This window comes from Nonomuraea sp. NPDC026600 (assembly GCF_040638335.1).
Lineage (GTDB): Bacteria > Actinomycetota > Actinomycetes > Streptosporangiales > Streptosporangiaceae > Nonomuraea.
In genome coordinates, this window is the sequence record NZ_JBEZYD010000002.1 from 577096 (window position 1) to 599381 (window position 22286).

At 70.4% G+C, this 22286-nt stretch carries 21 protein-coding genes and 2 tRNA genes; 16 read left to right on the forward strand and 7 right to left on the reverse strand.

Going from position 1 to position 22286, the window contains the following annotated elements; all coding sequences use genetic code 11:
- Positions 1-3: 3 nt before the first annotated feature.
- The 3 genes from AB0F17_RS06045 to AB0F17_RS06055 are packed head-to-tail and all read right to left on the reverse strand — an operon-like array spanning position 4 to position 3049.
- Positions 4-813 carry a carbohydrate ABC transporter permease gene (locus tag AB0F17_RS06045; RefSeq protein ID WP_358016981.1) on the reverse strand — a complete coding sequence of 270 codons (810 nt, stop codon included), beginning with the start codon at positions 811-813 and terminating at the stop codon, positions 4-6.
- Positions 810-1721: a sugar ABC transporter permease gene (locus AB0F17_RS06050; protein WP_358016984.1), complete on the reverse strand. Its 912-nt coding sequence runs from the start codon at positions 1719-1721 to the stop codon at positions 810-812. Before AB0F17_RS06050 ends, AB0F17_RS06045 begins: the two co-directional genes overlap by 4 nt.
- Positions 1721-3049: an ABC transporter substrate-binding protein gene (locus AB0F17_RS06055; protein WP_358016986.1), complete on the reverse strand. Its 1329-nt coding sequence runs from the start codon at positions 3047-3049 to the stop codon at positions 1721-1723. The genes AB0F17_RS06050 and AB0F17_RS06055 overlap by 1 nt, the downstream gene beginning before the upstream one ends.
- A 125-nt stretch (positions 3050-3174) precedes the next feature.
- On the opposite strand from AB0F17_RS06055, the gene AB0F17_RS06060 reads away from it, so the two are divergent.
- The 9 genes from AB0F17_RS06060 (at position 3175) to AB0F17_RS06100 (ending at position 14509) form a co-directional block, all read left to right on the forward strand.
- The gene (locus AB0F17_RS06060) at positions 3175-4215 is read left to right on the forward strand and encodes a LacI family DNA-binding transcriptional regulator (RefSeq protein ID WP_358016989.1); all 1041 of its coding nucleotides are present in this window, start codon (positions 3175-3177) and stop codon (positions 4213-4215) included.
- Between the two features lie 137 nt (positions 4216-4352).
- Positions 4353-5564, forward strand: a complete 1212-nt coding sequence (locus AB0F17_RS06065) for an MFS transporter (protein ID WP_358016992.1) — start codon at positions 4353-4355, stop codon at positions 5562-5564.
- Between the two features lie 180 nt (positions 5565-5744).
- Positions 5745-5816: transfer RNA gene (locus AB0F17_RS06070), tRNA-OTHER, on the forward strand.
- Positions 5817-5850: 34 nt separating this feature from the next.
- Entirely contained in the window at positions 5851-7377 is a 1527-nt protein-coding gene (locus AB0F17_RS06075; protein ID WP_358016995.1) for an SDR family NAD(P)-dependent oxidoreductase, read from the forward strand.
- Positions 7377-8510 (forward strand): gala protein, encoded by a 1134-nt coding sequence (locus AB0F17_RS06080; protein ID WP_358016998.1) that lies wholly within the window; start codon positions 7377-7379, stop codon positions 8508-8510. The genes AB0F17_RS06075 and AB0F17_RS06080 overlap by 1 nt, the downstream gene beginning before the upstream one ends.
- A gap of 110 nt (positions 8511-8620) precedes the next feature.
- The gene (locus tag AB0F17_RS06085) at positions 8621-10354 is read left to right on the forward strand and encodes a hypothetical protein (protein ID WP_358017000.1); all 1734 of its coding nucleotides are present in this window, start codon (positions 8621-8623) and stop codon (positions 10352-10354) included.
- The gene (locus AB0F17_RS06090; RefSeq protein ID WP_358017002.1) at positions 10351-12099 is read left to right on the forward strand and encodes an ankyrin repeat domain-containing protein; all 1749 of its coding nucleotides are present in this window, start codon (positions 10351-10353) and stop codon (positions 12097-12099) included. Before AB0F17_RS06085 ends, AB0F17_RS06090 begins: the two co-directional genes overlap by 4 nt.
- Before the next feature lie 19 nt (positions 12100-12118).
- Positions 12119-13321 (forward strand): AAA family ATPase, encoded by a 1203-nt coding sequence (locus AB0F17_RS06095; protein WP_358017005.1) that lies wholly within the window; start codon positions 12119-12121, stop codon positions 13319-13321.
- Positions 13322-13324: 3 nt separating this feature from the next.
- Entirely contained in the window at positions 13325-14509 is a 1185-nt protein-coding gene (locus AB0F17_RS06100; protein WP_358017008.1) for a VWA-like domain-containing protein, read from the forward strand.
- A 24-nt stretch (positions 14510-14533) separates the two neighbouring features.
- Here the strand turns inward: AB0F17_RS06100 and AB0F17_RS06105 are convergent, their stop codons facing one another.
- Positions 14534-14989 (reverse strand): MarR family transcriptional regulator, encoded by a 456-nt coding sequence (locus tag AB0F17_RS06105; protein WP_358017011.1) that lies wholly within the window; start codon positions 14987-14989, stop codon positions 14534-14536.
- Positions 14990-15096: 107 nt separating this feature from the next.
- On the opposite strand from AB0F17_RS06105, the gene AB0F17_RS06110 reads away from it, so the two are divergent.
- A complete protein-coding gene (locus AB0F17_RS06110; RefSeq protein ID WP_358017014.1) occupies positions 15097-16482 on the forward strand; it encodes an MFS transporter in 1386 nt (461 codons plus the stop codon).
- On the forward strand, positions 16479-16892 hold the full coding sequence (locus AB0F17_RS06115; RefSeq protein WP_358017017.1) for a PPOX class F420-dependent oxidoreductase: 414 nt from the start codon (positions 16479-16481) through the stop codon (positions 16890-16892). Before AB0F17_RS06110 ends, AB0F17_RS06115 begins: the two co-directional genes overlap by 4 nt.
- Positions 16893-17047: 155 nt before the next feature.
- On the opposite strand, the gene AB0F17_RS06120 is transcribed toward AB0F17_RS06115, so the two are convergent.
- A tRNA-Ile gene (locus tag AB0F17_RS06120) sits at positions 17048-17121 on the reverse strand.
- A gap of 107 nt (positions 17122-17228) precedes the next feature.
- On the opposite strand from AB0F17_RS06120, the gene AB0F17_RS06125 reads away from it, so the two are divergent.
- On the forward strand, positions 17229-17756 hold the full coding sequence (locus AB0F17_RS06125; RefSeq protein WP_358017020.1) for a histidine phosphatase family protein: 528 nt from the start codon (positions 17229-17231) through the stop codon (positions 17754-17756).
- A 64-nt stretch (positions 17757-17820) separates the two neighbouring features.
- Here AB0F17_RS06125 and AB0F17_RS06130 read toward each other — a convergent pair whose 3' ends face one another.
- Positions 17821-18753 carry a LysR family transcriptional regulator gene (locus tag AB0F17_RS06130; protein ID WP_358017023.1) on the reverse strand — a complete coding sequence of 311 codons (933 nt, stop codon included), beginning with the start codon at positions 18751-18753 and terminating at the stop codon, positions 17821-17823.
- A gap of 97 nt (positions 18754-18850) precedes the next feature.
- Between AB0F17_RS06130 and AB0F17_RS06135 the strand changes: the two genes are divergently transcribed.
- From AB0F17_RS06135 to AB0F17_RS06145, 3 genes are all read left to right on the forward strand, one after another.
- The gene (locus AB0F17_RS06135; RefSeq protein WP_219533279.1) at positions 18851-19075 is read left to right on the forward strand and encodes a DUF6158 family protein; all 225 of its coding nucleotides are present in this window, start codon (positions 18851-18853) and stop codon (positions 19073-19075) included.
- Entirely contained in the window at positions 19075-19311 is a 237-nt protein-coding gene (locus AB0F17_RS06140; protein WP_358017026.1) for a hypothetical protein, read from the forward strand. Before AB0F17_RS06135 ends, AB0F17_RS06140 begins: the two co-directional genes overlap by 1 nt.
- A gap of 172 nt (positions 19312-19483) precedes the next feature.
- Positions 19484-20263 (forward strand): putative hydro-lyase, encoded by a 780-nt coding sequence (locus tag AB0F17_RS06145; RefSeq protein ID WP_358017029.1) that lies wholly within the window; start codon positions 19484-19486, stop codon positions 20261-20263.
- 24 nt (positions 20264-20287) lie between these two features.
- Here the strand turns inward: AB0F17_RS06145 and AB0F17_RS06150 are convergent, their stop codons facing one another.
- On the reverse strand, positions 20288-20872 hold the full coding sequence (locus tag AB0F17_RS06150) for an AAA family ATPase (RefSeq protein ID WP_358017032.1): 585 nt from the start codon (positions 20870-20872) through the stop codon (positions 20288-20290).
- Positions 20873-20960: 88 nt separating this feature from the next.
- On the opposite strand from AB0F17_RS06150, the gene secY reads away from it, so the two are divergent.
- Positions 20961-22250, forward strand: a complete 1290-nt coding sequence (secY, locus tag AB0F17_RS06155) for a preprotein translocase subunit SecY (RefSeq protein WP_358017035.1) — start codon at positions 20961-20963, stop codon at positions 22248-22250.
- Positions 22251-22286 lie beyond the last annotated feature (36 nt).

The window sequence follows — 22286 nt, forward strand, 5'->3', positions numbered from 1 at the left end:
AGGTCAGCCTTTCAGGCCGCTACGAGAGATGCCTTCGATGACGTACCGCTGGGTCAGACTGAAGAGGATCAGGACGGGGACGCTGGCCAGCACCGCGCCCGCCATGATCACCGGATAGTGGATCGTGTACGCGCCCTGCAGGATCGACAGGCCCGGCGGCAGCGTGAAGTACTCGGGACTGAAGATCACGTAGATCGGCCAGATGAAGTCGTTCCAGTTGGACAGGAAGCTCAGCACGGCCAGCGTGGCCAGCGCGGGCCGCGACAGCGGCAGCGTGATCCGCCAGAAGATGTGCCAGTGGTTGGCGCCCTCCATCAGCGCGGCCTCGTCCAGCTCACCCGGCAGCCCGAGGAAGAACTGCCGCAGGAAGAACACCCCGAACGCGCCCGCCGCCCCCGGCACGATGAGCGCCGTCAGGCTGTCCAGCCAGCCGAGCCGGTCGACGATCAGGAACTGCGGGATGATGAAGACGAACCCCGGCACCAGCAGCGTGCCGACGATCATCCCGAACATCAGCTTCTTGCCGCGGAACTCCAGCCTGGCCAGCGCGTACGCGGCCAGCGACGCCACCACGAGCACCAGCAGCATGTGCCCGGTGGCGGCGATGAGACTGTTGGCGAACCAGCGCAGCACCGGCGTGTCCGTGGTGCCCTGGAAGACCGTCCCGTACGCGGACGTCGTCGGCTCGGCGGGCAGCAGCGTGGGCGGCACCCGGGTGGCCTCGGTCTGCGTCTTGAACGACACGCCCAAGGCCCACACCAGCGGCCCCACGAACAGCACGGTGAGGGCCAGCAGGCCCGTGTAGCGCTTCATGGCCGGGTCCTGAACAGCCGGAAGTTGGCCACGCTGACCAGGATCAGCAGCAGCGTGAGCAGGTAGCTCATGGCCGAGGCGCTGCCCATCTTGTACTCCCTGAGCCCCTGCTGGAGCATGTACATGATCGCGGTCCGCGTCTCCCCGCCCGGCGCCCCCTGAGTCAGCAGGTACGACTGCCCGAACATGTTCGCCGAGGCCAGGATCGTCGTCGTCACCACGAAGAGCGCGACGGGCCGCAGCCCCGGCAGCGTGACGTGGACGAACTGGCCCCACCGCCCCGCGCCGTCCACCTTCGCCGCGTCGTACAGTTCGCGCGGGATGTCCTGCATCCCGGCCAGGTAGATCACCGCGTTGAACCCGAGCGTCCACCAGACCGTCACCCCGACCAGCGCGATCCAGGCCCACGGCGTCGCGGTGGTCCAGGGGATCGGCGTGCCGAGTATCCAGTCGACCAGGCCGAGGTTCGGGTCGAGCAGCAGCCGCCACATCAGGCACACCACCGCCACGCCCAGCACGAACGGCGCGAAGAACAGCCCCCGGAACAGCGTCCTGCCCCGGAAGGGCCGGTTGAGCAGCAACGCCACCCCGAGCGGCAGCACGACCAGGAACGGCACGCTGAACACGGTGAAGAGCCCGGTCGCCCGCATCGACATCCAGAAGTCGCCGTGGACGGGCGACTGGTCGTCGAACAGCGCCGTGTAGTTGTCCAGGCCGACGAACGGCTTGCCCTCGAGCATGTAGTCCCAGTCGTGCAGGCTCACCCAGATCCCGAACAGGGCCGGGGCCAGCACGAACACGGAGAACAGGATCAGGTACGGCGCCAGGAACAGGTACGGCGTCGCCTTGCCCGATCGGGGAACGCGCACCTCCCGCCCCAACGTCTCTTCCGCTGAGATCGCGACCATCAGGCGCCGTACTTCTTCCGGTTGGCCTCAAGGATCTTGTCGGCCTTGGCGGCGGCCTCCGTGAGCGCGTCCTTGGGGCTCTTCCTGAGCAGGATCGCCGCGTTGATCGCCTGGTCGACGACCGCGGTGGCGTCCCCGATGCCCGCCACCGACGGCGGGAAGTAGAGGTTGTCGATCTGGGTGCCGATCGCGGCCTGTTCCTTCAGCGCCGCGAACTCCGCACCGTCGCGGATCGACTTACGGGCCGGCACCTGGCCGCCCTTGGCCCACTCCAGCGAGTGGCCGCTGATCCAGTTGATGAACACCTTGGCCGCGGTCAGCTTGTTCTGGTCGGGCGTACGCTGCTTGAACACCACGAACTGGTGCGAGCCCGCCCACGCCGCCGGCTTCGCCCCGATCTGCGGGAGCGGCGCGACACCCCACTCCAGGTTCTTGATCTCCTTGAGCGTGTTGATGGACCAGATGCCGTTCCAGTTGAACGCGGCCTTGCCGTTCTGCAGGGCGATGAAGTCGAAGTCCTGGCCGACGTTCTTGGGGCTGTAGCCCTTGTTGACGAGGTCGACGAGCCAGGTCAGGGCCTGCACGCCGGGGTCCTCGGCGAAGCGCGAGACGCCGGCGTCGTCGGCGAAGAGCTGGCCGCCGTTCTGGTAGAGCAGCGTCCCGAACTGCATGCTTCCGGTGAACGGGAACGGCGTGGCCCAGTGCCCCTGGATGCCCGCCTTCTTCAGCGCCTCCAGCGCCGTCATGTACTCCTCGCCGGTCTTGGGCGGCTGCTCCGGGTCGAGCCCGGCCTGCTTCATGACCGTCTTGTTGTAGAACAGGCCGAGCGGGTGCACGTCGAGCGGGATCGAGTAGCGCGCGCCCTTGTAGACGCCGGCCTTCCAGACCGGCGGGGAGAAGTCCGCCTCGGTGAGGCTGAGCGCGTTGGCCACGTCGTCGAGGGGCAGGACCACCTGCCGGGCCGCGTTGGTGGCGACGCTGTCGACGTGCATGATGCCGAGGTCAGGGCCTTGACCCGCGGAGACGGCCGCGGGGACCTTCGCGTAGTAGTCCTCCCACTTGTAGACGTTCATCGACACCTTGATGTTCTGGTGCTCGGTGTTGAACTGGTCCACCAGCTTCTTCATGACCGGGCCGTCGCCGCCGGTGAAGCCGTTCCAGAACTTCAGCGAGACCGAGGGACCGGCGTATTCGGTGGGCGCCGCCGTGGTGGCCGGCGCCTGCGCCTGCTTGGGGCCGCCGCCTCCGCCGCAGCCCGTGGCGCCGATGACCAGCGCACCGAGGCCCAGGCCCAGTGCGCGCCGCCTGGAGAGGTTGTCGAGGGACATGCCAGATCACTCCTGCCCGTGGGGGTTACGGACGTTCTACATCGTTGGTTCCAACGTTGTAAATTGCCTGGCGCCAGTTCGTTACAACGTTGTAAACCAGATAGGGTTCCGATGGAGAAGGGGGCATGGTGCGGCCGAGGCTGAAGGACGTCGCCGAGCTGGCCGGGGTGTCGATCAAGACCGTGTCCAACGTGGTCAACGACTATCCCCATGTCAGTGACGAGACACGCGCCCGGGTGGCGGCGGCGATAGCCGAGCTCTCCTACCGGCCGAACCTGTCGGCGCGCAGCCTGCGCGCGGGCCGCTCCGGCGTGGTCGCGCTGGCGGTGCCCGAGCTGGACAACCCCTACTTCGCCGAACTGGCCACGAACGTCATCGAGGCGGCCGACCGGCGAGGCTGGACCGTGCTCATCGACCAGACCCAGGGCGACCGGGCCAAGGAACGCGTGGTGATCTCCGGGATCCGCGACCACCTCATCGACGGGCTGCTGTTCAGCCCGCTCGCGCTCACGGGCAAGGACCTGGCCGGGCGCGACGAGCGTACGCCGATGGTGCTGCTCGGGGAGCGCATCGGGATGGGCCGCTCGCCGTACGATCACGTCGGCATCGACAACGTGGCCGCCGCGCGGGCGGCCACCCTGCACCTGGCCGAGCGCGGCAGGCGCAGGATCGCCGCCATCGGCGTGCAGCGCACGGCCGTCGCCGCGACGGGCCGCCTGCGGCTGAAGGGCCACCAGCAGGCGCTCGCCGAGGCCGGCATCCCCGCCGACCCGTCACTGATCGCGCCGGTCGCACGCTGGGGGCGCGCCGACGGCGCCGAGGCCATGAGCCGCCTGCTCGACTCCGGCGCGCCGGACGCGGTCTTCTGCTTCAACGACACGCTCGCGCTGGGCGCCCTGCGGACGCTGCTCAAGCGGGGGTACGAGGTGCCGGGCGACGTGATGGTGATGGGGTTCGACGACATCCAGGACGGCCGGTTCGCCACACCCGCCCTGTCGACCGTGGCGCCCGACAAGGCGCTGATCGCGCAGTCGGCGGTGGACCTGCTGGCCGAGCGGCTGAGCGGCGGGATGGACAAGGCACACGAGGTGTGCGTGCCGCACCGACTGGTATTTCGGGAGAGTACGGATTTGCCGGGGAAAGGGCATGCCCGAACACTCGACTAGAACAGCCCTCGATATTGTGCGTCGCGCGTTCAGTCGGTTTCGGCGTGCGCGGCGCATTTTGGTGTTCATAGAGAGGCACTCTTCATGACCATGACGGAACGCGAACTGCCCTCGCCCGCTGCCCTCGTCCGCATCTGATGGCGACCGAGACCGCCGCTTCTGCGTCGCGCACCCGAGGGCCGGTGCTCAACTCCACGCTGATCGTGGTGTGCCAGAGCATGCAGGCGCTCGCGTTCGGCGGCATCGCCCTGTTCCTCCCGCTCATCCGCGAGGACATCGGCATCAGCCCGTCGCAGGCCGGGCTGCTGGCCGCGGCCGGGACGTTCACGTACGCGCTCATGCAGATCCCGTCCGGCTACCTGGCCGACCGGTTCGACCCCAAGCGCCTGTTCGTGGTCGGCCTGCTCGGCACCAACCTGCTCTCGCTCACCTTCGCCCTGCTGGACTCCTTCGGCTGGCTTGTCGCCAACCAGGCCGTCTCCGGGATCTTCCGCTCGCTGGTGTTCGCCCCGGGCCTGCTGCTGATCAGCCGGCAGTTCCGGGCGGACCGCAGGGCCACGGCCATGGGCCTGTATGTCGCCGGTGGCTTCTCCTCCAACATTCTGCTCAACGCGCTCGGCCCGGCGCTGGTCGGCCCGCTGGGCTGGCGCTGGCTGCTGATCCTGTTCGCCGCCAGTGGCATCCTGGTCCTGCTGGCCTTCGCCAGGCTGGGCGACTCGGCCCCGCCCAAGGCCGACGCCAGGCCGCCGACCTGGGCGGACGCCCGCGAGCTCCTGGCGCACCGTGCGGTGTGGCTGGCCGGTTTCATCCAGTTCGTCCGCCTCGCGGTGGTCACCGGGATGGCGTTCTGGCTGCCCAGCCTCATCGTCGAGGACAAGGGTTACCCTCTCGGCGTGGCCGGCGCCGTCGTGGCCGTCGGCGCGGCGGTCACGGCCCCGTCCAACTTCCTCGGCGGCTGGCTGTCCGACCGCCTCGGCCGGCCCTTGGCCGTCATCGGCATCTCTCTGACCATGCTGGCCGTCACGATCTTCCTGATCCCCTTCGTGGACGCTCTCCCGGTGCTGATCGCGGTGATCGCCGTGAACTCGGTCTTCCTCCAGCTCTACTTCGGGCCGCTGTTCGCGGTGCCGCTGCAGTACGTCGGCACCGCGAACACGGGTCTGGTCACGGGATTCAGCAACTTCTGCGCCAACCTCGGGGGAGTGGCCTTCGCGTTCGGGCTGGGCGCGTTCAAGGACGCGACCGGCTCCTTCGATGCCGGCCTGTGGGCACTGGCCGGTTTGTGCACCGCCGCCCTGGCGGTCACCTGGCTGATCTCCCGCCTCCCCACGGAAAAGACACCTCGATGAGTCCCGCGTTCAGCCGGCAGAGATGGACACACGCATCATGGCCCGGCCGGAGCTGGTCCAGGTCCCGCCGGTGAACCTCATCTTGATCGAGGCCGGCTCTCATTCCCATACGCCGGATAGGTCCCATACGCCCATAGTGGCCATCGAACGCCCGTGCTATTCGCTAAGCTCTGCAGCGGCAAGGCTGTAGCGCAGAGGTCGTCGCGCCTTACAGCAGGTTGGAGGACGTCGGTTCGAATCCGACCAGCCTTGCCCCAAATCGTGGACGTCATCGGTGGGGGTGTGGGTGTCGGTCGTCGATCCTGACTTGACCGGGACACCGCCGCCCGGATCAGGAACCCTCCCCGACCAGGCTGAGGTCGAGACCTGCCTGCGAGTGATGGCCCAGGCACGCGCGGCGGATCCGGCTGATCCTCAATGGGCGGCCGTGCACGAGGCCGCGGCGCACTTGTACCGGACGGGGAAGAAGACACGAAAGGCGTCGCGGCACGCCGAGCGCAGGCGACGCGACCACGAGGCCACGGCGGCCACGGCGCGCTATCGAGAGCAGGATCCATCCCCCGCGCTCGTCCCGCCGGCAGCCTCGACGAGCCCCCGGGATCAAGCCGGTTCCGCAGAGCCGGATCCGCCGGGTGACCGGTCCGCGCCGACACGGCGCCCGCTGGTGGGCACGCGACGCTGTTACGTCTGCAAGTCCGCCTACCAGCAGGTGCATCCGGAATACCACCTGCTGTGCCCCGATTGCGCCGAGGAGAACATAGCCCGTCGGTACGCCCGCTGCGACCTGCGTGGCCGCCGGGCGATCGTGACCGGGGGACGGGTGAAGATCGGTTTCCAGCTGGCGCTGAAGCTGCTGCGCGACGGCGCGGATGTCCTGGTCACCACCCGCTTCCCGCGGGATGCCGCCCGTCGGCTCGCGGCCGTGCCCGACGCCGAAGCCTGGCTGGACCGGGTACACGTCCACGGTGTCGACCTGCTCGACCTGGCGGCCGTCGCGGGTCTGCTGGAGTCCGTCGAGCGGCGTTTCAGTTGTCTCGACATCCTCGTCAACAATGCGGCCCAGACGATCCGCCGGCCCACCGTGTACCACCGCGAGGTGCGCGCGGCGGAGAGCACGCCGCTGAGAGGCCTGGCCGCGCAGATCGACGTGGAGGACGTATCGGGGACGGCCGCGCCCGCCGCCGCGCGGCTGGAACCCGCGCCGGCGCTCGCGGTTCCTTCGGACTCCGGGTGTACGCCCACTGGGCAGGCCGTCACGCGGCGGGACGCCCTGGAGGCGCTGTTCCCGGCCGGGCAGACGGACGAGACCGGTCAGCCGCTGGACCTGCGCGACCGCAACAGCTGGAGTCTCCGGCTGCACGAGGTGGACCCGGCCGAGTGGCTGGAGGTCCAATTGGTGAACTCCTTCGCGCCGTTCTTGCTGACGTCCCGGCTGCGCGGTCTGCTCGAGGACTCGCCGTGGCCGGACCGCTACGTCGTACAGGTCTCGGCGATGGAGGGCAGCTTTTCCCGGGAGCAGAAGACCGTCCGCCATCCGCACACCAACATGGCCAAGGCGGCCCTGAACATGCTGACCCGCACCGCCGCCGCGGACTACGCGGCCTCGGGCATCTACATGAACAGCGTCGACACTGGCTGGGTCACCGACGAACGCCCCCATCCGGGCAAGACCGCGCAGCGGGAGGCAGGGTTCCGCCCGCCGCTGGATGTCATCGACGGCGCCGCCCGGGTCTACGACCCGATCGTGCGCGGTGTGGCCGGGAATCGGGTGTCCGGCCTGTTCTTGAAGGACTACCGACCGGTGGATTGGTGATGATGGAGCCGACGCCCGTACGCTGCCCCGCGATCGAGCACCTTGACGTGCCGCCGGCCGATCCGGTGGACCTGGGTCCGCTGGTCTCCCGGCTGGCCGCGCCGACCCCGGTGGCGGCCGACGAGACCTTCCCGCTCGGCACCGTACGGCCCGATGGCCGGGTCGACCTGTGCAAGCAGGGCCTCGGCCCGGCTGGTGCGGCGCGGCTGCTCCCGGCCGCGGTGGCCTCGCCGCACGCCGTCCATCTGCTGCTGGGCACCAACGCCATCGGGAACGATGGAGCCCGGACCATCGCCGACGCGCTCGTTCCCGGCCACGGCCTGGAGACTCTCTACCTCGGCTGCAACCGCATCGACGCGGCGGGCGCCGAGGTGCTCGCCGGTCGACTGGCCACGGACACCACCGTGCGCGCCTTGTGGCTCAAGCGGAACCCGGTGGGCGACGACGGAGTCCTCGCTCTCGCCGCGATGCTGCGCCAGAACACGACGATCCGCACGCTCGACCTGGTCAACACCGGGCTCACGCGGGAGGGGCTGCGGGCGCTGCTGGTCGTGCTCACCAAGCGGCCGAACCCGGTCGAGCGGCTGTTTCTGGGCGGGAACGGGCTGGGCTCGGAGTCCGGCGACGTGCTGGCCGCGCTGATCCGGGACGCCGGGGTACGCGAGCTCTACCTTCCGGCGAACCATCTCGGCGACGCCGGTGCGGCCACGCTCGCCGCGGTGGCCGACCCCGCCCGGCCGGTGCGCCTGGGCCTCGGTGGCAACGGCATCGGGCCGGACGGTGCACGCGCGCTGGCCGAGGCACTCAGCGGTATCGAGGCACTCGACCTGGGACGTCCGCCGTCGGAGTGGAGCCTCGGCGCACCCGCGAACATCACCGGAGACGCGGGCGCCGCCGTGCTGGCCGCGGCTCTGCCCGGCAGCCCACTGCGTCGGCTGGAGCTGCGCCGGACCGGGATCACCGGCCGTGGCGCCAAGGCGCTGCTGGCTGCCGTTCCCGATGACACCCGTCTGGAATACGTCGGGTTCGGCCCCGGCGTGCCCCGCCGGGTGAAGCGTGCGCTGGCGCCACGGCTGCGTCCCGCCGCCCGGACCCATCCGGACCTGCACGCGATCGGGAGCCTCTACCGGTGAGCGCGGCGCCCCCACCGGCTGGTCTGCCACCTCGTACGCCGTCCCGTTCGTATCCGCCGCACGAGGCGTCCCGGCTGCGGCGGATCCGGCGGTACGCGGTGCCCCCATGGATGGTCGATCAGGCGACCGAACGACGGCTCGCCGGCGACTGGCGTGGCGCCTGCGCCGCCGCCAACGTCGATGTCACCTTCGACCTGGCCGACATCGCGAACGCGCACGGCGACGCGGTCGCCACGGCGCTCGAGGACGACCTGTACAACTTCGCCCCGGACCTGCTGCGCTGGCACCTGCCCCGCCTGGACCGCGGGCGTACGACGATCGTGCCCGACCAGGTGATGGTCCTGGGGCGGCCGGGTGAGGCCTCAGACGCCCCGTACCTGTACCTCCGGACGCCTCGTTGGATGGTCCACGGTCCGCAGCGGCTGCGCCTGCACGTCGGGCCGGTTCACCAACCGGACACCTATCTGGAGACCGACTGGGCGTACAGCGCGTTCTGGCGCAACGTCGTCCAGGACTGGAGCTCGTCGCGCCACCTGTGGGATGTGCGCCATGCCGACGACCTGCGTGAACGCTGCGGCGGCGACAAGGCTCGGGCTCCGTTCCTCCACAGCGACGGCACACCGCGCAGGGCGGAAGAGCTTCCCACGGCCGACCCTGGCCGCGCCGACCCGGCGTCGCTCACCGAGTGGGTCACGCTGCTGCACGAACGCGGCGAGGTCGAAGCGGCGTTCGCGGCCGTCGGCATCGATCTGGACGCCGCGCCGCTCGAGGTCGATTCCTATTCCGAGGTGAATCGCGTTGATCCGCTCGATGTTCTCGCGCGGATGCCCCTTGCCCTGACCCGGGTGGAGGCGGAGATCCGCCGCCTTGCGGCCTCAGTGGGAACCGACCGTTTCTGGCTTCCCTACCGACAGTACGCGGCGCTCCTCTTCGAGACCGACGGACCGGATGTGGGGCTGCGCGTCCGAGTCGTCCCATTCGAGATGGGCACGGAGCCCGGGGACACGGTGCTTCCCGAAGTGTGCTGGCGCCGCCTTCCCGACCTTGACCTGCTGCGCGACGGCTATCCGCCGGAGCGGCTCCATCCGCTCGTACGCGAGGCCCTGTTCCCGAGCCGCGCCGTGCACGGCGTTCCGGTGGGGCCGTCCGACCCGGAACTCCCGAAGCCGGTCCGGATCCGCTGCCGCGGTGAGTGGCACGAGGTCTCCTTCCGTGACGGCGTCCTTCACATCCCGCACAGCGCGGAGGAGCAGCAGCGGGAGAGCGCCATGCGGGCGTTCGGGGGCGCGATCGCCGGATGCTTCGCCGCACGGCATGCGTGGACGTCCGGAACCGGACGGCTGCCCAAGGCCCTGCGCGACCAACGAGGGGAGCTACTCTCGCGGGTCCAGCATGGCGACCTCCCGGGAGTCCTACGGCTGCTGGACGCCGGCGTGGATCCACGCGTCCGTGGTAGCCGACGGCGCACCCTGCTCCACATGCTGCACCTGCTCGATACCGGCGTCGATCCGAGGGTGCACGGCCGTCGAAGGAGCGAGCCGGCTCACCGGCTGCGACACCTCGACCATGATGGTCTGCTCGGGCGGCTCCTGGCGGCGGGCCTGGACATCGATGCCAGGGATGAGGACCAGCGCACGCCGCTGTTCTCCGCGATCTGCGGAGACGGTTCGGTGGCGCTCGTCCATGCGCTGCTCACCGCAGGGGCGCGGATCGACCTGACCGGCCAGATCCACGGCGAGCCCGTCTCGCTCCACCGCCTGATCGACTGGCTCGAACGCGATGACCTGGACTTCATCACGGATCGGATCGAACGCGAGCATCCGGAACTCGCCGAGGAAGAGTGAACGCCGTCAGCACGCCAGTCCCCGACCCCACGGCCGGTGCACCCACGGCCGAGGCGGCGCCGCGCCGCACGCCGTCGTCGTACCCACCGGACGAGGCGTCGAGCCGACGGCGGATCCTGCGGTACGCCGTTCCCCGCTGGATGATCGAGCGGGCCACCGAGCGACGTCTCGACGGAGACTGGCGCGGCGCCTGCGCCGCCGCGAACGTCGACGTCGCGTTCGACCTGGCCGACATCGCCCGGGAGCATGGCGGCGCCGTCGCGGCCGCTGTCGAGGACGACCTCCTCCATTTCGCACCGGACCTGCTGCGCTGGCATCTGCCGCGCGTCCTGATGGGGCGTACGACGATCCGCAACGGCCAGACGGTGACATTGGGCCGTTACCCGGGTGCGGCCAAGGCCGCGCAGTATCTGCACGTCACCACACCCGCCATGGTGGACGGGCCGCAGCGGCTACTCCTGTGCTTCGGCCGGATCGACCATGCCGTCAGCTCGGGCGATCACCGGCACGTCCTCCATAACTGGACCATGCTGCGGCACCTGTGGGATGTACGGCACACCGGCGCGCTGCTGGAACGCCATGGTGGCGGAGACCGGCCGCCGTTCTTCAACGCGGACGGGACCCGACGCGCCGCCGGGGACCTGCCCACGGCCGACCCCGGTCCCGCCGACCCGCCGGCCCACGCCGAATGGGTGACCCTGCTGCACGAGCAAGGGAAGGTCGAGGCGGCGTTCGCCGCGGCGGGGATCGCGCTGGATCCGTCACCGCTCGAGCCCCGCTGGGGCGCCCCGATCGATCCGTTGCCTGTCCTGGAGAAACTCCCGCTGGCGCTGACCAGGCTCGAGCCGGAGATCCAGCTGCTCATCCGCGAGGGCTTCGGGCGTCGCTTCCAGATTCCGCATTCCTACGGCAGCGCCCTGCTGCTCGAAGGCGGCAAGCGGGCCGGCGAACTGCGGATCCGGATCATCGACCCCAAGGAGATCTCCGGCACCCCGGTGCTGCCCGAGGCGTGCTGGCGGCGCCTGCCGGACCTCGACGCACTCCGGCATGGCGACGCGGATCCGGACCGGCTGCATCCGCTGGTCCGGGACGCGCTCTTCCCGCTGCGTGCGGACCCCGCCGATCCGGTCGGACCGCCGGATCCGCGGCTCCCGTCCCCGGTTCGGGTGCGATGCCGCAGTGAGTGGCACGAGGTGGGCTTCCAGGACGGCGCGCTGCGGGTGCCGCACAGCGCGGACGAGCAGCGGCGAGAGCAGGCGATGCGGGCGTTCGGCGGCGCGGTCGCCGGCTGCTTCGCCGTGGCGCAGGCGGTGTCCTCCGGCGCGGGCCGGCTGCCGAAGGCCTTGCGGGAGCAGCGGCGGGAGCTGTACAGCCGCGCCCAGCACGGTGACACCCCGGGAGTGCTCAGGCTTCTGGACGCCGGGGTCGACCCGCGCTTCCGTGACGGTCGGCGCCGCACGCTCCTGCACGCGCTGATCCACCTGGACCACGAGGTCCTGCTGCCGCGCCTGCTGGCGGCCGGGGTCGACCTCGAGGCCGTGGACCACAACCGGCGCACAGCGCTGCACGTGGCGGTCGGGGACAACGGCTCCGTCGCGCTGGTACGGGCGCTGCTGGCCGCCGGAGCGAACCCCGACGTCGCCGACGACACGGGCCAGTCGCTCTCCCGGCTCATCCGCTTCCGCGAGCGCACCGACCTGGACTTCCTCCTGGCCCTGCTGGACCGGGACCGCCCCGCTGGATGACGTGGAAGGACGAGGAACAGTGAACGTCACCGACGAGGACTTCGCACCGGATCCGCTGGCCGCGGCCGACGAACTGGTCCGCCGGCTCGGCTCCCAGCGAACGGAGCCGGCCGCGAACCCGCAGCTGGAGGCGCTGTCGCTCGCGGTGTCGGCGAACCTCCCCGTGCTGTTGTGGGGCGAGCCGGGGATCGGCAAGTCCGCCGCCCTCCAGCAGCTGGCCGCCGGGCTCCGCGTCCCGCTGGAGACGGTGATCGCGAGCGTGCACGAGCCCTCCGACTTCGCCGGCCTTCCGATCATCGGTGATGATCCGGCCACCACCGGCGTGCCGATGGCCCCACCGGACTGGGCAGTGCGGCTGGCCGCGGCCGGGCGCGGCGTCGTGTTCTTCGACGAGCTGTCCTCCGCTCCGCCAGCCGTCCAGGCAGCGCTGCTGCGGGTCGTCCTCGAACGCCGGGTCGGCAGCCTGCCGCTGCCGGAGCCGGTCCGTGTGGTCGCCGCCGCCAACCCGCCGTCCAGTGCCGCGGACGGCTGGCACCTCAGCCCGCCACTGGCGAACCGGTTCGTCCACCTGCAGTGGACGCACGACCCGCGGACGGTCGCACGAGGCATGGCCGGAACCTGGCCGGCCGTGCCCCTGCCGCTCGTCGACCCGGCCCGGGTGCCCAGCGCGGTCGCCCGCGCCCGCGGGGTGATCTCCGGGTTCCTCACCGCGCGGCCCGGCCTGGTCCACCACCTGCCCGGCGACGCGGAGAGCCGGGGCCATGCCTGGCCGTCGCCGCGTACCTGGGAGATGGCGCTGCGCCTGCTGGCGGTCGGGTACGCCGCCGGCTCCGACCAGAAGGCGGTCGCGGCCGCGGTGATCGGCGCGGTGGGCGACGGCGCGGGTCTGGAGCTGCTGGCCTACCTCGAACAGCTCGACCTGCCCGACCCGGACCGCGTTCTGGCCAATCCGAACGCCTTCGCGCTACCGGAGAGGGGCGACCGGCAACTCGCCTTTCTGACGGCCGTCGTCTCAGCAGTGCAGAGCGATCTCACGCGGCGGCGCTGGGAGGCCGGCTGGACGGTGCTGGCCAAGGCCGTCGACGCCGGTGTACCCGACGTCGCTGCCAGGGCCGCCGCGGATCTCGCGGTGCTGCGCGACACGGACTGGCCGGTGCCGAGCGGCATCGACGCGTTCCTCGAACTGCTCCAGCTGTCCGGCGCGCTGCCGAGCACCTTCTGACCCATGGCCGAATTCGACCAGGTCAAGTTGCTCGCCGCGCGGTACCGTGCCGCGAGCGAGCGGCCGTACCTCGCCTCCGCGCTCTACTCGCTGACGGTCGTGCCGAGCACCGGCGTGCCGACGATGGCCGTCGACCGGCACTGGCGGTGCTACGTGTCACCGGCGTTCGTCGCGGCCACGTCCGTCCCCGAACTCGCGGGCGTATGGATCCATGAGCTGGCTCACGTGCTGCGCGACCACCACGGACGTGCGGACCGGCTGCCGGCCACCGACCAGCGCGACCGGTTGCGCGTGAACGTCGCCCAGGACTGCGAGATCAACGATGACCTGCTCGCCGACGGGCTGGTACTGCCGGAAGGGCGGATGGAACCCGGCACCTTCGGTCTGACGACCGGACGGCTGTTCGAAGAGTATCTCCCGCACCTGCCGCCGTCCGCCGTCTGCTCCGACTGCGGCTCCGGCGCCCACGGCTCACGGGGTGACTGGGAGATCACCGGTGACGGAGGGCCGGGCGGCGTCAACACGGTCGAGGCCGAGGCTCTGCGCCGGCATACCGCCGAGGCGATGCGCGCCCACCGGCGCAACCGCGGCAGCCTCCCGGCCGGCTGGCAACGCTGGGCGGACCAGATCCTGGAACCGACGGTCGATTGGCGCCGCGTGCTCGCGGGCGCCGTACGGGAGGCGGTCGCCTGGGCCACCGGGGCGGTCGACTACACCTACCACCGCCCGTCCCGCCGCACCGCCGCACTGCGCGGCGTCGTGCTGCCGAGCCTGCGGCGCCCACTGCCGGTCGTCGCGATCGTCATCGACACCTCGGGGTCCATGGGCGAGGACGACCTCGCGGAGGCTCTCGCCGAGGTCACCGGCGTACTGCGGGAGGTCGGCGTCGGCGGTAACCGGGTCGCGGTGCTCGCCTGCGATGCCGACGTGCGGACCGCTGCTCGAGTGACGTCCGCGCAGCAGGTGAATCTCGCCGGTGGGGGCGGCACCGACATGCGGGTCGGCATCAGGGCAGCCCTCGCCCTGCCCGAACGGCCTGGCGTCGTGATCGTGCTGACCGATGGCTTCACTCCGTGGCCCGAGGCACCGTCGTCGTCCCGTCTCATCGCCGCGCTCATCGGCGCGGATCCGCCGCCCCCGCCCGCCTGGGTCGAGGCCATCCGCATTCCTCGAACCGCTGACGCGTGACACGCCTGCGGCCTTCTATCGCGGTCAGTGGGTTGCCGCCCAGGGCGTCTGCGCGAGCAGGTGGATCAGGGAGGAGGCGACCCGGGTTCGGTCGTCGTCGTGCAGCCCTTCGGCCAGCTTCTCCAGCCTGCTGACGATCTCCCCGTGCACCTGTACGGCGAGGACCTCGCCCTCCGATGTCAGTTCGACCCGGCACGCGCGCCGGTCGGCGCCGTCGCGGACGCGGCGGACGAGTCCACGGCGCTCCACCCGGTCCACCAGGCCGGTGAGGCTCGACTTCTCCAGGTGCAGGAGCCTGGTGAGGTCGGTCATCCCGGCCGGGGCGTCGGTCAGCACGCACAGCAGTTGCGCCTGTTGCGGGGTGATGTCCCGCTCGCGGCTGACGTCGGCGAAGACGTGCTGCACCAGGTGCGACATCCGCACCAGCGCCGAGGCGAATCCCAGCCCGGGGCCCGTGGGGGCGTTCGTCGTGCTCCTCATGTGACCTCCCGCGGCCGAGTGTAGTTGCTTATGGTTCGTACTCCCAACTATGTTGTTGGTAGTACGAACTGTTCGTATTGCAAACTATCTGTCTTGGAGGCGGAACCATGTCGGCGTCCCCCAGGCGACTCATCGCGGCGCTCGTCACGACGGTCTTCGGCTACTCCCTGATGCAGACGGTCGTGGTCCCCGCGCTCGGCCTGCTCACCCGCGAACTGCGCACCACCCCGGCCTGGTCGGCCTGGATCCTCAGCGCGTTCCTGCTGTCCAGCGCGGTGCTCACCCCACTGCTCGGGCGCCTCGGCGACCTGTACGGCAAGCGCCGCACGATGGTCGGCGTGCTCGCCGCGTACGCCCTCGGCATGGCCGGCGCCGCCCTCGCCCAGGACATCGCCCAGCTCATCGCCGCCCGCGTCGTGCAAGGGGCGGCGCTGGCGGTGGTGCCGTTGTCGATGGCGATCCTGCGCGAGGCGCTGCCCAGAGAACGGCTGCCGTTCGCGATGGGACTGGTCTCCGGCATCGTCGGCGCGGGAGCCGGGGCCGGGCTGGTGGTCGGCGGGCTGCTCGCCGACCGGCTGTCCTGGCGCTACCTGTTCGTCCTCGGCGCGCTGCTGGCGCTGACCAGCCTGGGCATGGTCGCGCGATGGGTGCCCCGTGGTGAGCGCGCCGCCTCCGGCGGGCTTGACGTGCCGGGCTCGCTGCTGTTCGCCCTCAGCCTGGTCGCGGTGCTGCTCGCCCTCACCCAGGGCCCCTCCTGGGGGTGGGTGTCGGCGCCGGTGCTCGGCCTGTTCGCGCTGGGGGTGCTGCTCGCGGCCGCGCTGCTCGCGCTGGAGCGGCGCAGGGGCGACGCGCTCATCGACGTCGGCGAGCTGACCGACCGGCCGATGCTGGCCACGCACCTGGCCGCGCTGGTGTTCGGCGCGGGGTCGTACTTCTTCTACGTGGCGATACCGCTGTTCGCCCAGCAGCAGCCCGGTCCGGACGGCGCCGGTTTCGGCGCCTCGGTCACGGTGGCCGGTCTGCTGATGCTGCCCGGCATGCTGGCCATCATCCCGGCGGGCATGGCGGTCGGCCGGATCGCGCGGGCCTTCGGCTCTCGCTGGCCGCTGGCCATCGGGTTCCTGGCGATGGCCGCCGGATCGGCGCTGATCGCCCTGGCGCACGGCGATCACTGGCATTACCTGGTGTTCTACGGGGTGGTCGGAGCGGGGTCCGGGCTCGTCATGGGAGCGCTGCCCAAACTGATCGCCGACATCGTGCCGCCGGTCAGGACCGGCACCGCGAACGGCCTCAACAACATCGCCCGCACCGTCGGCGGCGTCGTCGGCAGCCAGCTCGCCGCCGCCGTGATCGCCTCCAGCACCGTCGGCCGCGCTGCGGCCGTGCCCGACTCGGCCTTCACCGCCCTGTTCTGGCTGGGCGCGGGCGTGGCGGTCCTCGGCGCGGCGCTCTCACCGTACGCCGTGCGGATCCTGCGAACGGCGGCGGCATGAGCATCTTCAGCGAACGCGAACTGGCCTACCTGCGCGCTGAGCGGCGGCTGGGACGGCTGGCCACCGTCGGCGCCGACGGCATGCCGCACGTCGCCCCGGTCGGCTGGCAGCTCGTCGAGACGGGCGTCGAGGTGGGCATGGTCATCGAGATCGGCGGGCGTAACCTCGTACGCTCCAAGAAGTTCCGGGACGTCGCGCGGACCGGCCGCGCCGCCTTGGTGATCGACGACGTGCTGCCGCCATGGCGGCCTCGCGGCGTGGAGATCCGCGGTCCCGCCGAGGCGGTACACGGCGACCGACCGCTGATCTTGCTGCGCCCGGTGCGGATCGTCAGCTGGGGCCTGCACCGCGGCGACACAATCGAGGACACCTACCGCGCCCGCAACGCCGGACAACCCGTCGACACCTGACTCACGGCCATGAGTTGACGATGACCGCCTAAACGATCTGCCGCAATAAACGGTCCGTACACAAGCGTAACCACCGAGCAACCAACCAGGATCAACAGCAAGGCTGAAGATCAATGAGGATCGAGAAACCCCAGGCCGAACGCGGTGTTGAAGAGTAGGGCGGGTGGGACTTGAACCCACGACCCACGGATTATGAGTCCGATGCTCTGACCGGCTGAGCTACCGCCCCTTGCAAACATGCATCCTTCCACACCTGAGCCACCATGCCAGCATAGATCGTCCTCGTTCACTCAGCGCGTACGTCAACGGTTGTGATCGGCCGGTAGCGTCGGTGGTATGGCGGTCAGGCTGATCTACGAGACGCATTCCCCCACGGTCGACAACGAGACGGGCATCGCCACCGGTTGGTTGCCGGGGGAGTTGTCCCAGGTCGGACGGGAGTTGGCCGTGGAGTTGGGGGTGCGGCGGCGGGACGTGGACGTGGTGTACGCGTCTGATCTGCGGCGGGCGGCGCAGACCGCGGAGGTCGCGTTCGGAGATGAACAGACGATTCGGCTCGACTCCAGGTTGCGGGAGTGCGACTACGGGATCTACAACGGGCGGCCGGTCAGTGAGGTGGCGATGTTGCGGCGGCGGTTCGTCGATGTGCCGTGGCCAGGGGGGCAGAGCTATCGGCAGGTGGTGGCCGAGACCGCGGCGTTCCTTGAGCACGTGATGGATGAGTGGCAGGGGTGTTCGGTGCTGGTGATCTCGCACTCGGCCAATCGGTGGGCGCTGCAGAATCTGCTCGAGGGGGCGGAGTTGTCGGAGTTGGTGGATGCTCCGTTCGCGTGGCAGCCGGGGTGGGAGTACACCCTGGCATAGCCGCTCGGGACCGGGAAACGGGAGAGGGGAGCCGTTGGATGCGCTCCCCGGCCCTGTCCGTGCGCTAGGGAGTGGTGCCGAATCCGGTGTTCCGCACCAGCCAGTCCTGGTAGACGGGGCTTCGCCGAACCACCTCGGCGTGTGTCTGTTTGGCATGTTCCACGACCCAGGTGGCGTCGGGGGCGGCGGGGTGGTGGCCGAGGAGTTGGCGCCAGCGCAGCGGTGCGCCCGCGAGCGGGACCATGGCCAGGCCGGGAGCGGCCTGGTGGGTGGCCTGGCAGAGCACCACGGCCCGGCCGACCTGTGCGAGGTGCGTGCAGGTCGCCACGTCGGTCTCGTAGATCGTTCCAGGGGTGAAGCCGGCGCGGGCGCAGGCCGTGGCGAAGCAGTCGGCGAAGCAGCCGTCGCCGGGGGTGACGGCCCAGCTTTCGGGGGCTAGTTCGGACAGTTCCAGCTCCTTCTCGCCGGCCAGGGGGTGGGTGTCGGCGACCAGCGTGAAGACCGGGTCGTAGCTGATCGTCTCCCACCGCAGCGAGCCGATGGGCGTGCCGCCGTCGCCGCAGGCGCCGGTCAGCACGTAGTCGAGCCGGCCGAGCTCGGCCATGGTGGTGAGCTCGTCGGCCGACCATGAGGTGTACGTGCTCACCGTCCGTTCCGCGGCGAGCCGGTCGACGAGGCCGCCGAGTATCGGCCCGTTGGTGGCGCCGATGCGGAAGCCGGGGGAGGGGGCGTGGGCGAACCGTACGGCCTCATCCTGCAGTTCCTTGGCCGCCGGGAGGAGCACCCGGGCCCGGGCGAGCACCAGCTCGCCGAGCCGGGTGGGCCGGGCGCCGTGCCTGTCGCGCTCGAACAGGGTGCCGCCCAGCACCCTCTCGATACGTTTGAGCTGTGCGGTGAGGGCCGGTTGCGCCAGCCCGAGCAGGGACGCGGCCTTGCTCACACTTCCCGCGTCCGCGACCGCGCGAACGATCCTGAGGTGCCTGAGCTCGAGGTCCATAACGGGAAGGTAAGGCGGTCATCTCCTCCCGACAATGCCCTTATGTCATGAAATATGACAGATATTGTCGGGTGTCTTCTGGGGTAGGGGGTAGGCCATGACGACGATGGGAATCGATCCAGCGCAACTCGAGGACGACGACCTGCTGCGTGAGCTGCGGCAACTGCACGCGACACGTACCGACGCCCTGCTGCACGGCTCGGCCGCCGCGTTCGCGCGCCACACCTCGCGGACCAACGAACTGGAGACCGAGTACCTGCGCCGCTACCCGGAACGCGATGTCGACCCGGGCAGGCTCAGGGACGGGGCGAGGCGGCGCTGATGGCCCGAGATCACGACGTGCAGGCACTGTCCGACGTGGACATCCACGTGTACGAGGCGCTCGCCTCGCAGGCGGTCGAGTCCGGCGGCGCGGAGCTTCCCGCGCTCGTCCGCGCGACCGGCCTGGAAGAGGCCGCGGTACGGCGGAGCCTGGCGATGCTGGTCGAGCAGGGGTACGCGGTGCCGAAAGGAGGGGGTTTCGGCCTGGGCGCCCATACGTTCGGGCTCGATTACTGAAAGTTTCACGACCGGGACAGGGGCGGCGGGCCGACGGGCCGGCCGCCCCCCGCGTCAGACGCGCTTGACGCGGGCCCAGATCACGAAGGCGCCGCCGAAGACCGCCATGGCCAGCCCGGTCCACAGGTCGACCGCAGATTGCGGGCCCGGTTTCCCGGCGTAATGTCGAAGCGTGGATGTCGCAGACCTGACTCCGGCGCAGGCGCGGGAGCGCTTCCGCGCGGGCGAGCGGGTGCCGACCGCGGGTTGGTGCGGCGGGTGGACGCAGGCCAACCTGATCGCCGTGCCCAAGGAACTGGGGTACGAGCTGCTGCTGTTCGCGCATCGGAACGCGCAGGCGTGCCCGGTGCTGGACGTGGGGGAGCCGGGGGCGTGGTCCACCGCGCTGTTCCCCGGCGATCTGCGTACCGATCTGCCCGGCTACCGCCTCTATCGCGACGGGCAGGCCGTCGCCGACCTCGACGACGTGGTCGCCGAGTGGCGTGACGATCTCGTGGCGTTCCTCATCGGCTGCAGCTTCACCTTCGAGCAGGCGCTGCTGCGGGCCGGGGTGCCGATCAGGCACCTGGAAATGGGGACGAACGTGCCGATGTACCGGACGAGCGTGGAGTGCCAGCCGTCCGGCATGCTGTCCGGCCCGCTCGTGGTGTCGATGCGGCCGGTCCCGGAGGCGCTCGTGGACGTCGCGATCGAGGTCACCCGCCGCTATCCGCAGGTGCACGGGGCGCCCGTGCACGTGGGCGACCCGGCCGCGATCGGGATCGCCGACCTCGGCCGCCCCGACTTCGGCGATCCGGTGGAGGTGCGTCCCGGCGAGGTGCCGCTGTTCTGGGCGTGCGGCGTGACAGCGCAGGCGGTGATCATGGCGAGCGGCGTCGACTTCGCGATCGGCCATCTGCCGGGCCACATGGCGATCATCGACGCGCGTGACGACGATTATCGAGTGCCTTAACACGATATTTCCCCGTATGGCCGTTTATTGGGGTACCGGCCGGGGTCGAGGCGGCAGGCCCGCCGCCGTGAGCTGCGCGCCGACGGGCGGCGCGCCACGCCGGTTGTCGATCTCCAGATACGGTACGGCCGGCGGCTCGGACACCCGGATCGCCGCCAGGTAGGCGTCGAACGCCGCCAGCTTGCCCGCGTCCTTCTCGAACCCCCTGGCCACCAGGCGCTCGCGCAGAGTCGGGCCGTCGGAGCGGACCCAGATCAGCCTGATCGGGGGACCGCCCAGCTCATCGGCCCACCTGTCCCACAGCTCCGCCGAGTGCACCTGCGTGGTGAACGGGCCGTCGAGCAGCACCGGGCAGCCGTGCTCACGGATCTGCCTGGCGGTCCTGGTGAGACCCGCGTACTCGTGCACCTTGATGTGCTCGTCGTACCACGGGCCCTCGCGCTCGCCGTGGTGCCGGCCGTACCCCTGGAGGATCTCGGCGGCGAAGCCGCCGTACAGGGTGTCCTTGTCGAGCAGGGCGGGCGGCGGGTCGAGGCGGGCGAGCAGCTCCGCCGCGACGGTGGACTTGCCCGCGCCCGGCGGCCCGCTGATCACCCATAGCGTGCTCATGCGATCAGTCTCGCGTACGCGGATTTGCGTACACGGGTGCCGCTCCTCGGCGGACGACCTCCGGCGGGGGCGCCGACAGACTCGGCTCATGCTGACCGTGCTGTTCAGGGCGTTCCGGGTGCCGGATCTCCGTAAGAAATTGCTGTTCACGCTGGCCGTCATCGGGCTGTTCCGGCTGGGGCAGATCATGCCGTCGCCGGGGGTGGACGTCGTGGCGGTCCAGCAGTGCCTGGGGACGGCGCGCGGCGGGTTGTTCGACATGGTTCAGCTGCTCAGCGGGGGCGCGATGCTGAAGCTGTCGGTCTTCGCGCTGGGCGTCATGCCCTACATCACCGCCAGCATCGTGATGCAGTTGCTGGCCGTCGTCGTGCCGCGCCTCGAAACGCTCAGGAAGGAGGGGCAGTCGGGGCAGGCGAAGATCATCCAGTACACGCGGTACCTGACCGTGGGGCTGGCGGTGCTCAACGCCACCACGGTCGTCGCGCTGGCGCGCGGCGGGCAGCTGCTGCCGGGGTGCGCACGGCCGCTGCTGCGCGACGAGAGCCTGCTGGGCGTCGCGGTGGTCGTGTTCACCATGGTCGCGGGCACCAGCATGGTGATGTGGCTGGGCGAGCTGGTGACCGACCGGGGGATCGGGAACGGGATGTCGATCCTGATGTTCACGCAGGTCGTGGCTTATTTCCCGTCGTACATGTCGACCATCTTCATGCTCAGCCCGTTCGCCTTCGTCGTGATGCTGGTGACCGGGGTGTTCCTGGTGGCGGCCGTGGTGTTCATGGAACAGGCGCAGCGGCGCATCCCCGTGCAGTACGCCAAGCGGGCGGTGGGGCGGCGCATGTACGGCGGGACCAGCACCTACATCCCGCTGAAGGTCAACCAGGCGGGCATCGCGCCGGTCATCTTCGCCACGTCGCTGCTGTACCTGCCGACGCTGGCCGCTCCGCTGCTGGGTGACGAGGTCGGCGGGTGGCTGTCGCGGAACCTCACCGGTGGGACGCACCCGCTCTACATGATCGGATTTTTCCTGCTGATCGTGGGATTCGCGTACTTCTACGTGTCGATCACCTTCAATCCCGTCGAGGTGGCGGACAACATGAAGCGGTACAGCGGGTTCGTGCCCGGGTTACGCCCTGGCAAGCCGACCTCGCGGTACCTGGCGTACGTGCTGTCGCGGCTGACCGCGCCCGGCGCCGTCTACCTGGGGGTGCTGGCGCTGCTGCCGCTGCTGGCCTTCGCGATCCTGCGGGATCCGGGTACGCAGCAGAACTTCCCGTTCGGGGGGACCAGCATCCTGATCATGGTGGGGGTGGGGCTCGACACGGTGAAACAGATCGAGGCGCAGCTCCAGCAACGCAACTACGAGGGCTTCCTCAGATAGTCACGTTGGTACGGCCGGGTCACGTCGGTACCGCCC

Excerpts from the sequence above, each read along its gene's own strand:
- AB0F17_RS06080 (WP_358016998.1), top strand. The coding sequence starts at position 7,377 with ATGATGGAGCCGACGCCCGTACGCTGCCCCGCGATCGAGCACCTTGAC.
- AB0F17_RS06115 (WP_358017017.1), top strand. The coding sequence starts at position 16,479 with ATGAGCATCTTCAGCGAACGCGAACTGGCCTACCTGCGCGCTGAGCGG.
- AB0F17_RS06125 (WP_358017020.1), top strand. The coding sequence starts at position 17,229 with ATGGCGGTCAGGCTGATCTACGAGACGCATTCCCCCACGGTCGACAAC.
- AB0F17_RS06135 (WP_219533279.1), top strand. The coding sequence starts at position 18,851 with ATGACGACGATGGGAATCGATCCAGCGCAACTCGAGGACGACGACCTG.
- AB0F17_RS06140 (WP_358017026.1), top strand. The coding sequence starts at position 19,075 with ATGGCCCGAGATCACGACGTGCAGGCACTGTCCGACGTGGACATCCAC.
- AB0F17_RS06100 (WP_358017008.1), top strand. The coding sequence starts at position 13,325 with ATGGCCGAATTCGACCAGGTCAAGTTGCTCGCCGCGCGGTACCGTGCC.
- AB0F17_RS06055 (WP_358016986.1), bottom strand. The coding sequence starts at position 3,049 with ATGTCCCTCGACAACCTCTCCAGGCGGCGCGCACTGGGCCTGGGCCTC.
- AB0F17_RS06050 (WP_358016984.1), bottom strand. The coding sequence starts at position 1,721 with ATGGTCGCGATCTCAGCGGAAGAGACGTTGGGGCGGGAGGTGCGCGTT.
- AB0F17_RS06045 (WP_358016981.1), bottom strand. The coding sequence starts at position 813 with ATGAAGCGCTACACGGGCCTGCTGGCCCTCACCGTGCTGTTCGTGGGG.
- AB0F17_RS06110 (WP_358017014.1), top strand. The coding sequence starts at position 15,097 with ATGTCGGCGTCCCCCAGGCGACTCATCGCGGCGCTCGTCACGACGGTC.
- secY (WP_358017035.1), top strand. The coding sequence starts at position 20,961 with ATGCTGACCGTGCTGTTCAGGGCGTTCCGGGTGCCGGATCTCCGTAAG.
- AB0F17_RS06130 (WP_358017023.1), bottom strand. The coding sequence starts at position 18,753 with ATGGACCTCGAGCTCAGGCACCTCAGGATCGTTCGCGCGGTCGCGGAC.
- AB0F17_RS06065 (WP_358016992.1), top strand. The coding sequence starts at position 4,353 with ATGGCGACCGAGACCGCCGCTTCTGCGTCGCGCACCCGAGGGCCGGTG.
- AB0F17_RS06105 (WP_358017011.1), bottom strand. The coding sequence starts at position 14,989 with ATGAGGAGCACGACGAACGCCCCCACGGGCCCCGGGCTGGGATTCGCC.
- AB0F17_RS06085 (WP_358017000.1), top strand. The coding sequence starts at position 8,621 with ATGGTCGATCAGGCGACCGAACGACGGCTCGCCGGCGACTGGCGTGGC.
- AB0F17_RS06060 (WP_358016989.1), top strand. The coding sequence starts at position 3,175 with ATGGTGCGGCCGAGGCTGAAGGACGTCGCCGAGCTGGCCGGGGTGTCG.
- AB0F17_RS06150 (WP_358017032.1), bottom strand. The coding sequence starts at position 20,872 with ATGAGCACGCTATGGGTGATCAGCGGGCCGCCGGGCGCGGGCAAGTCC.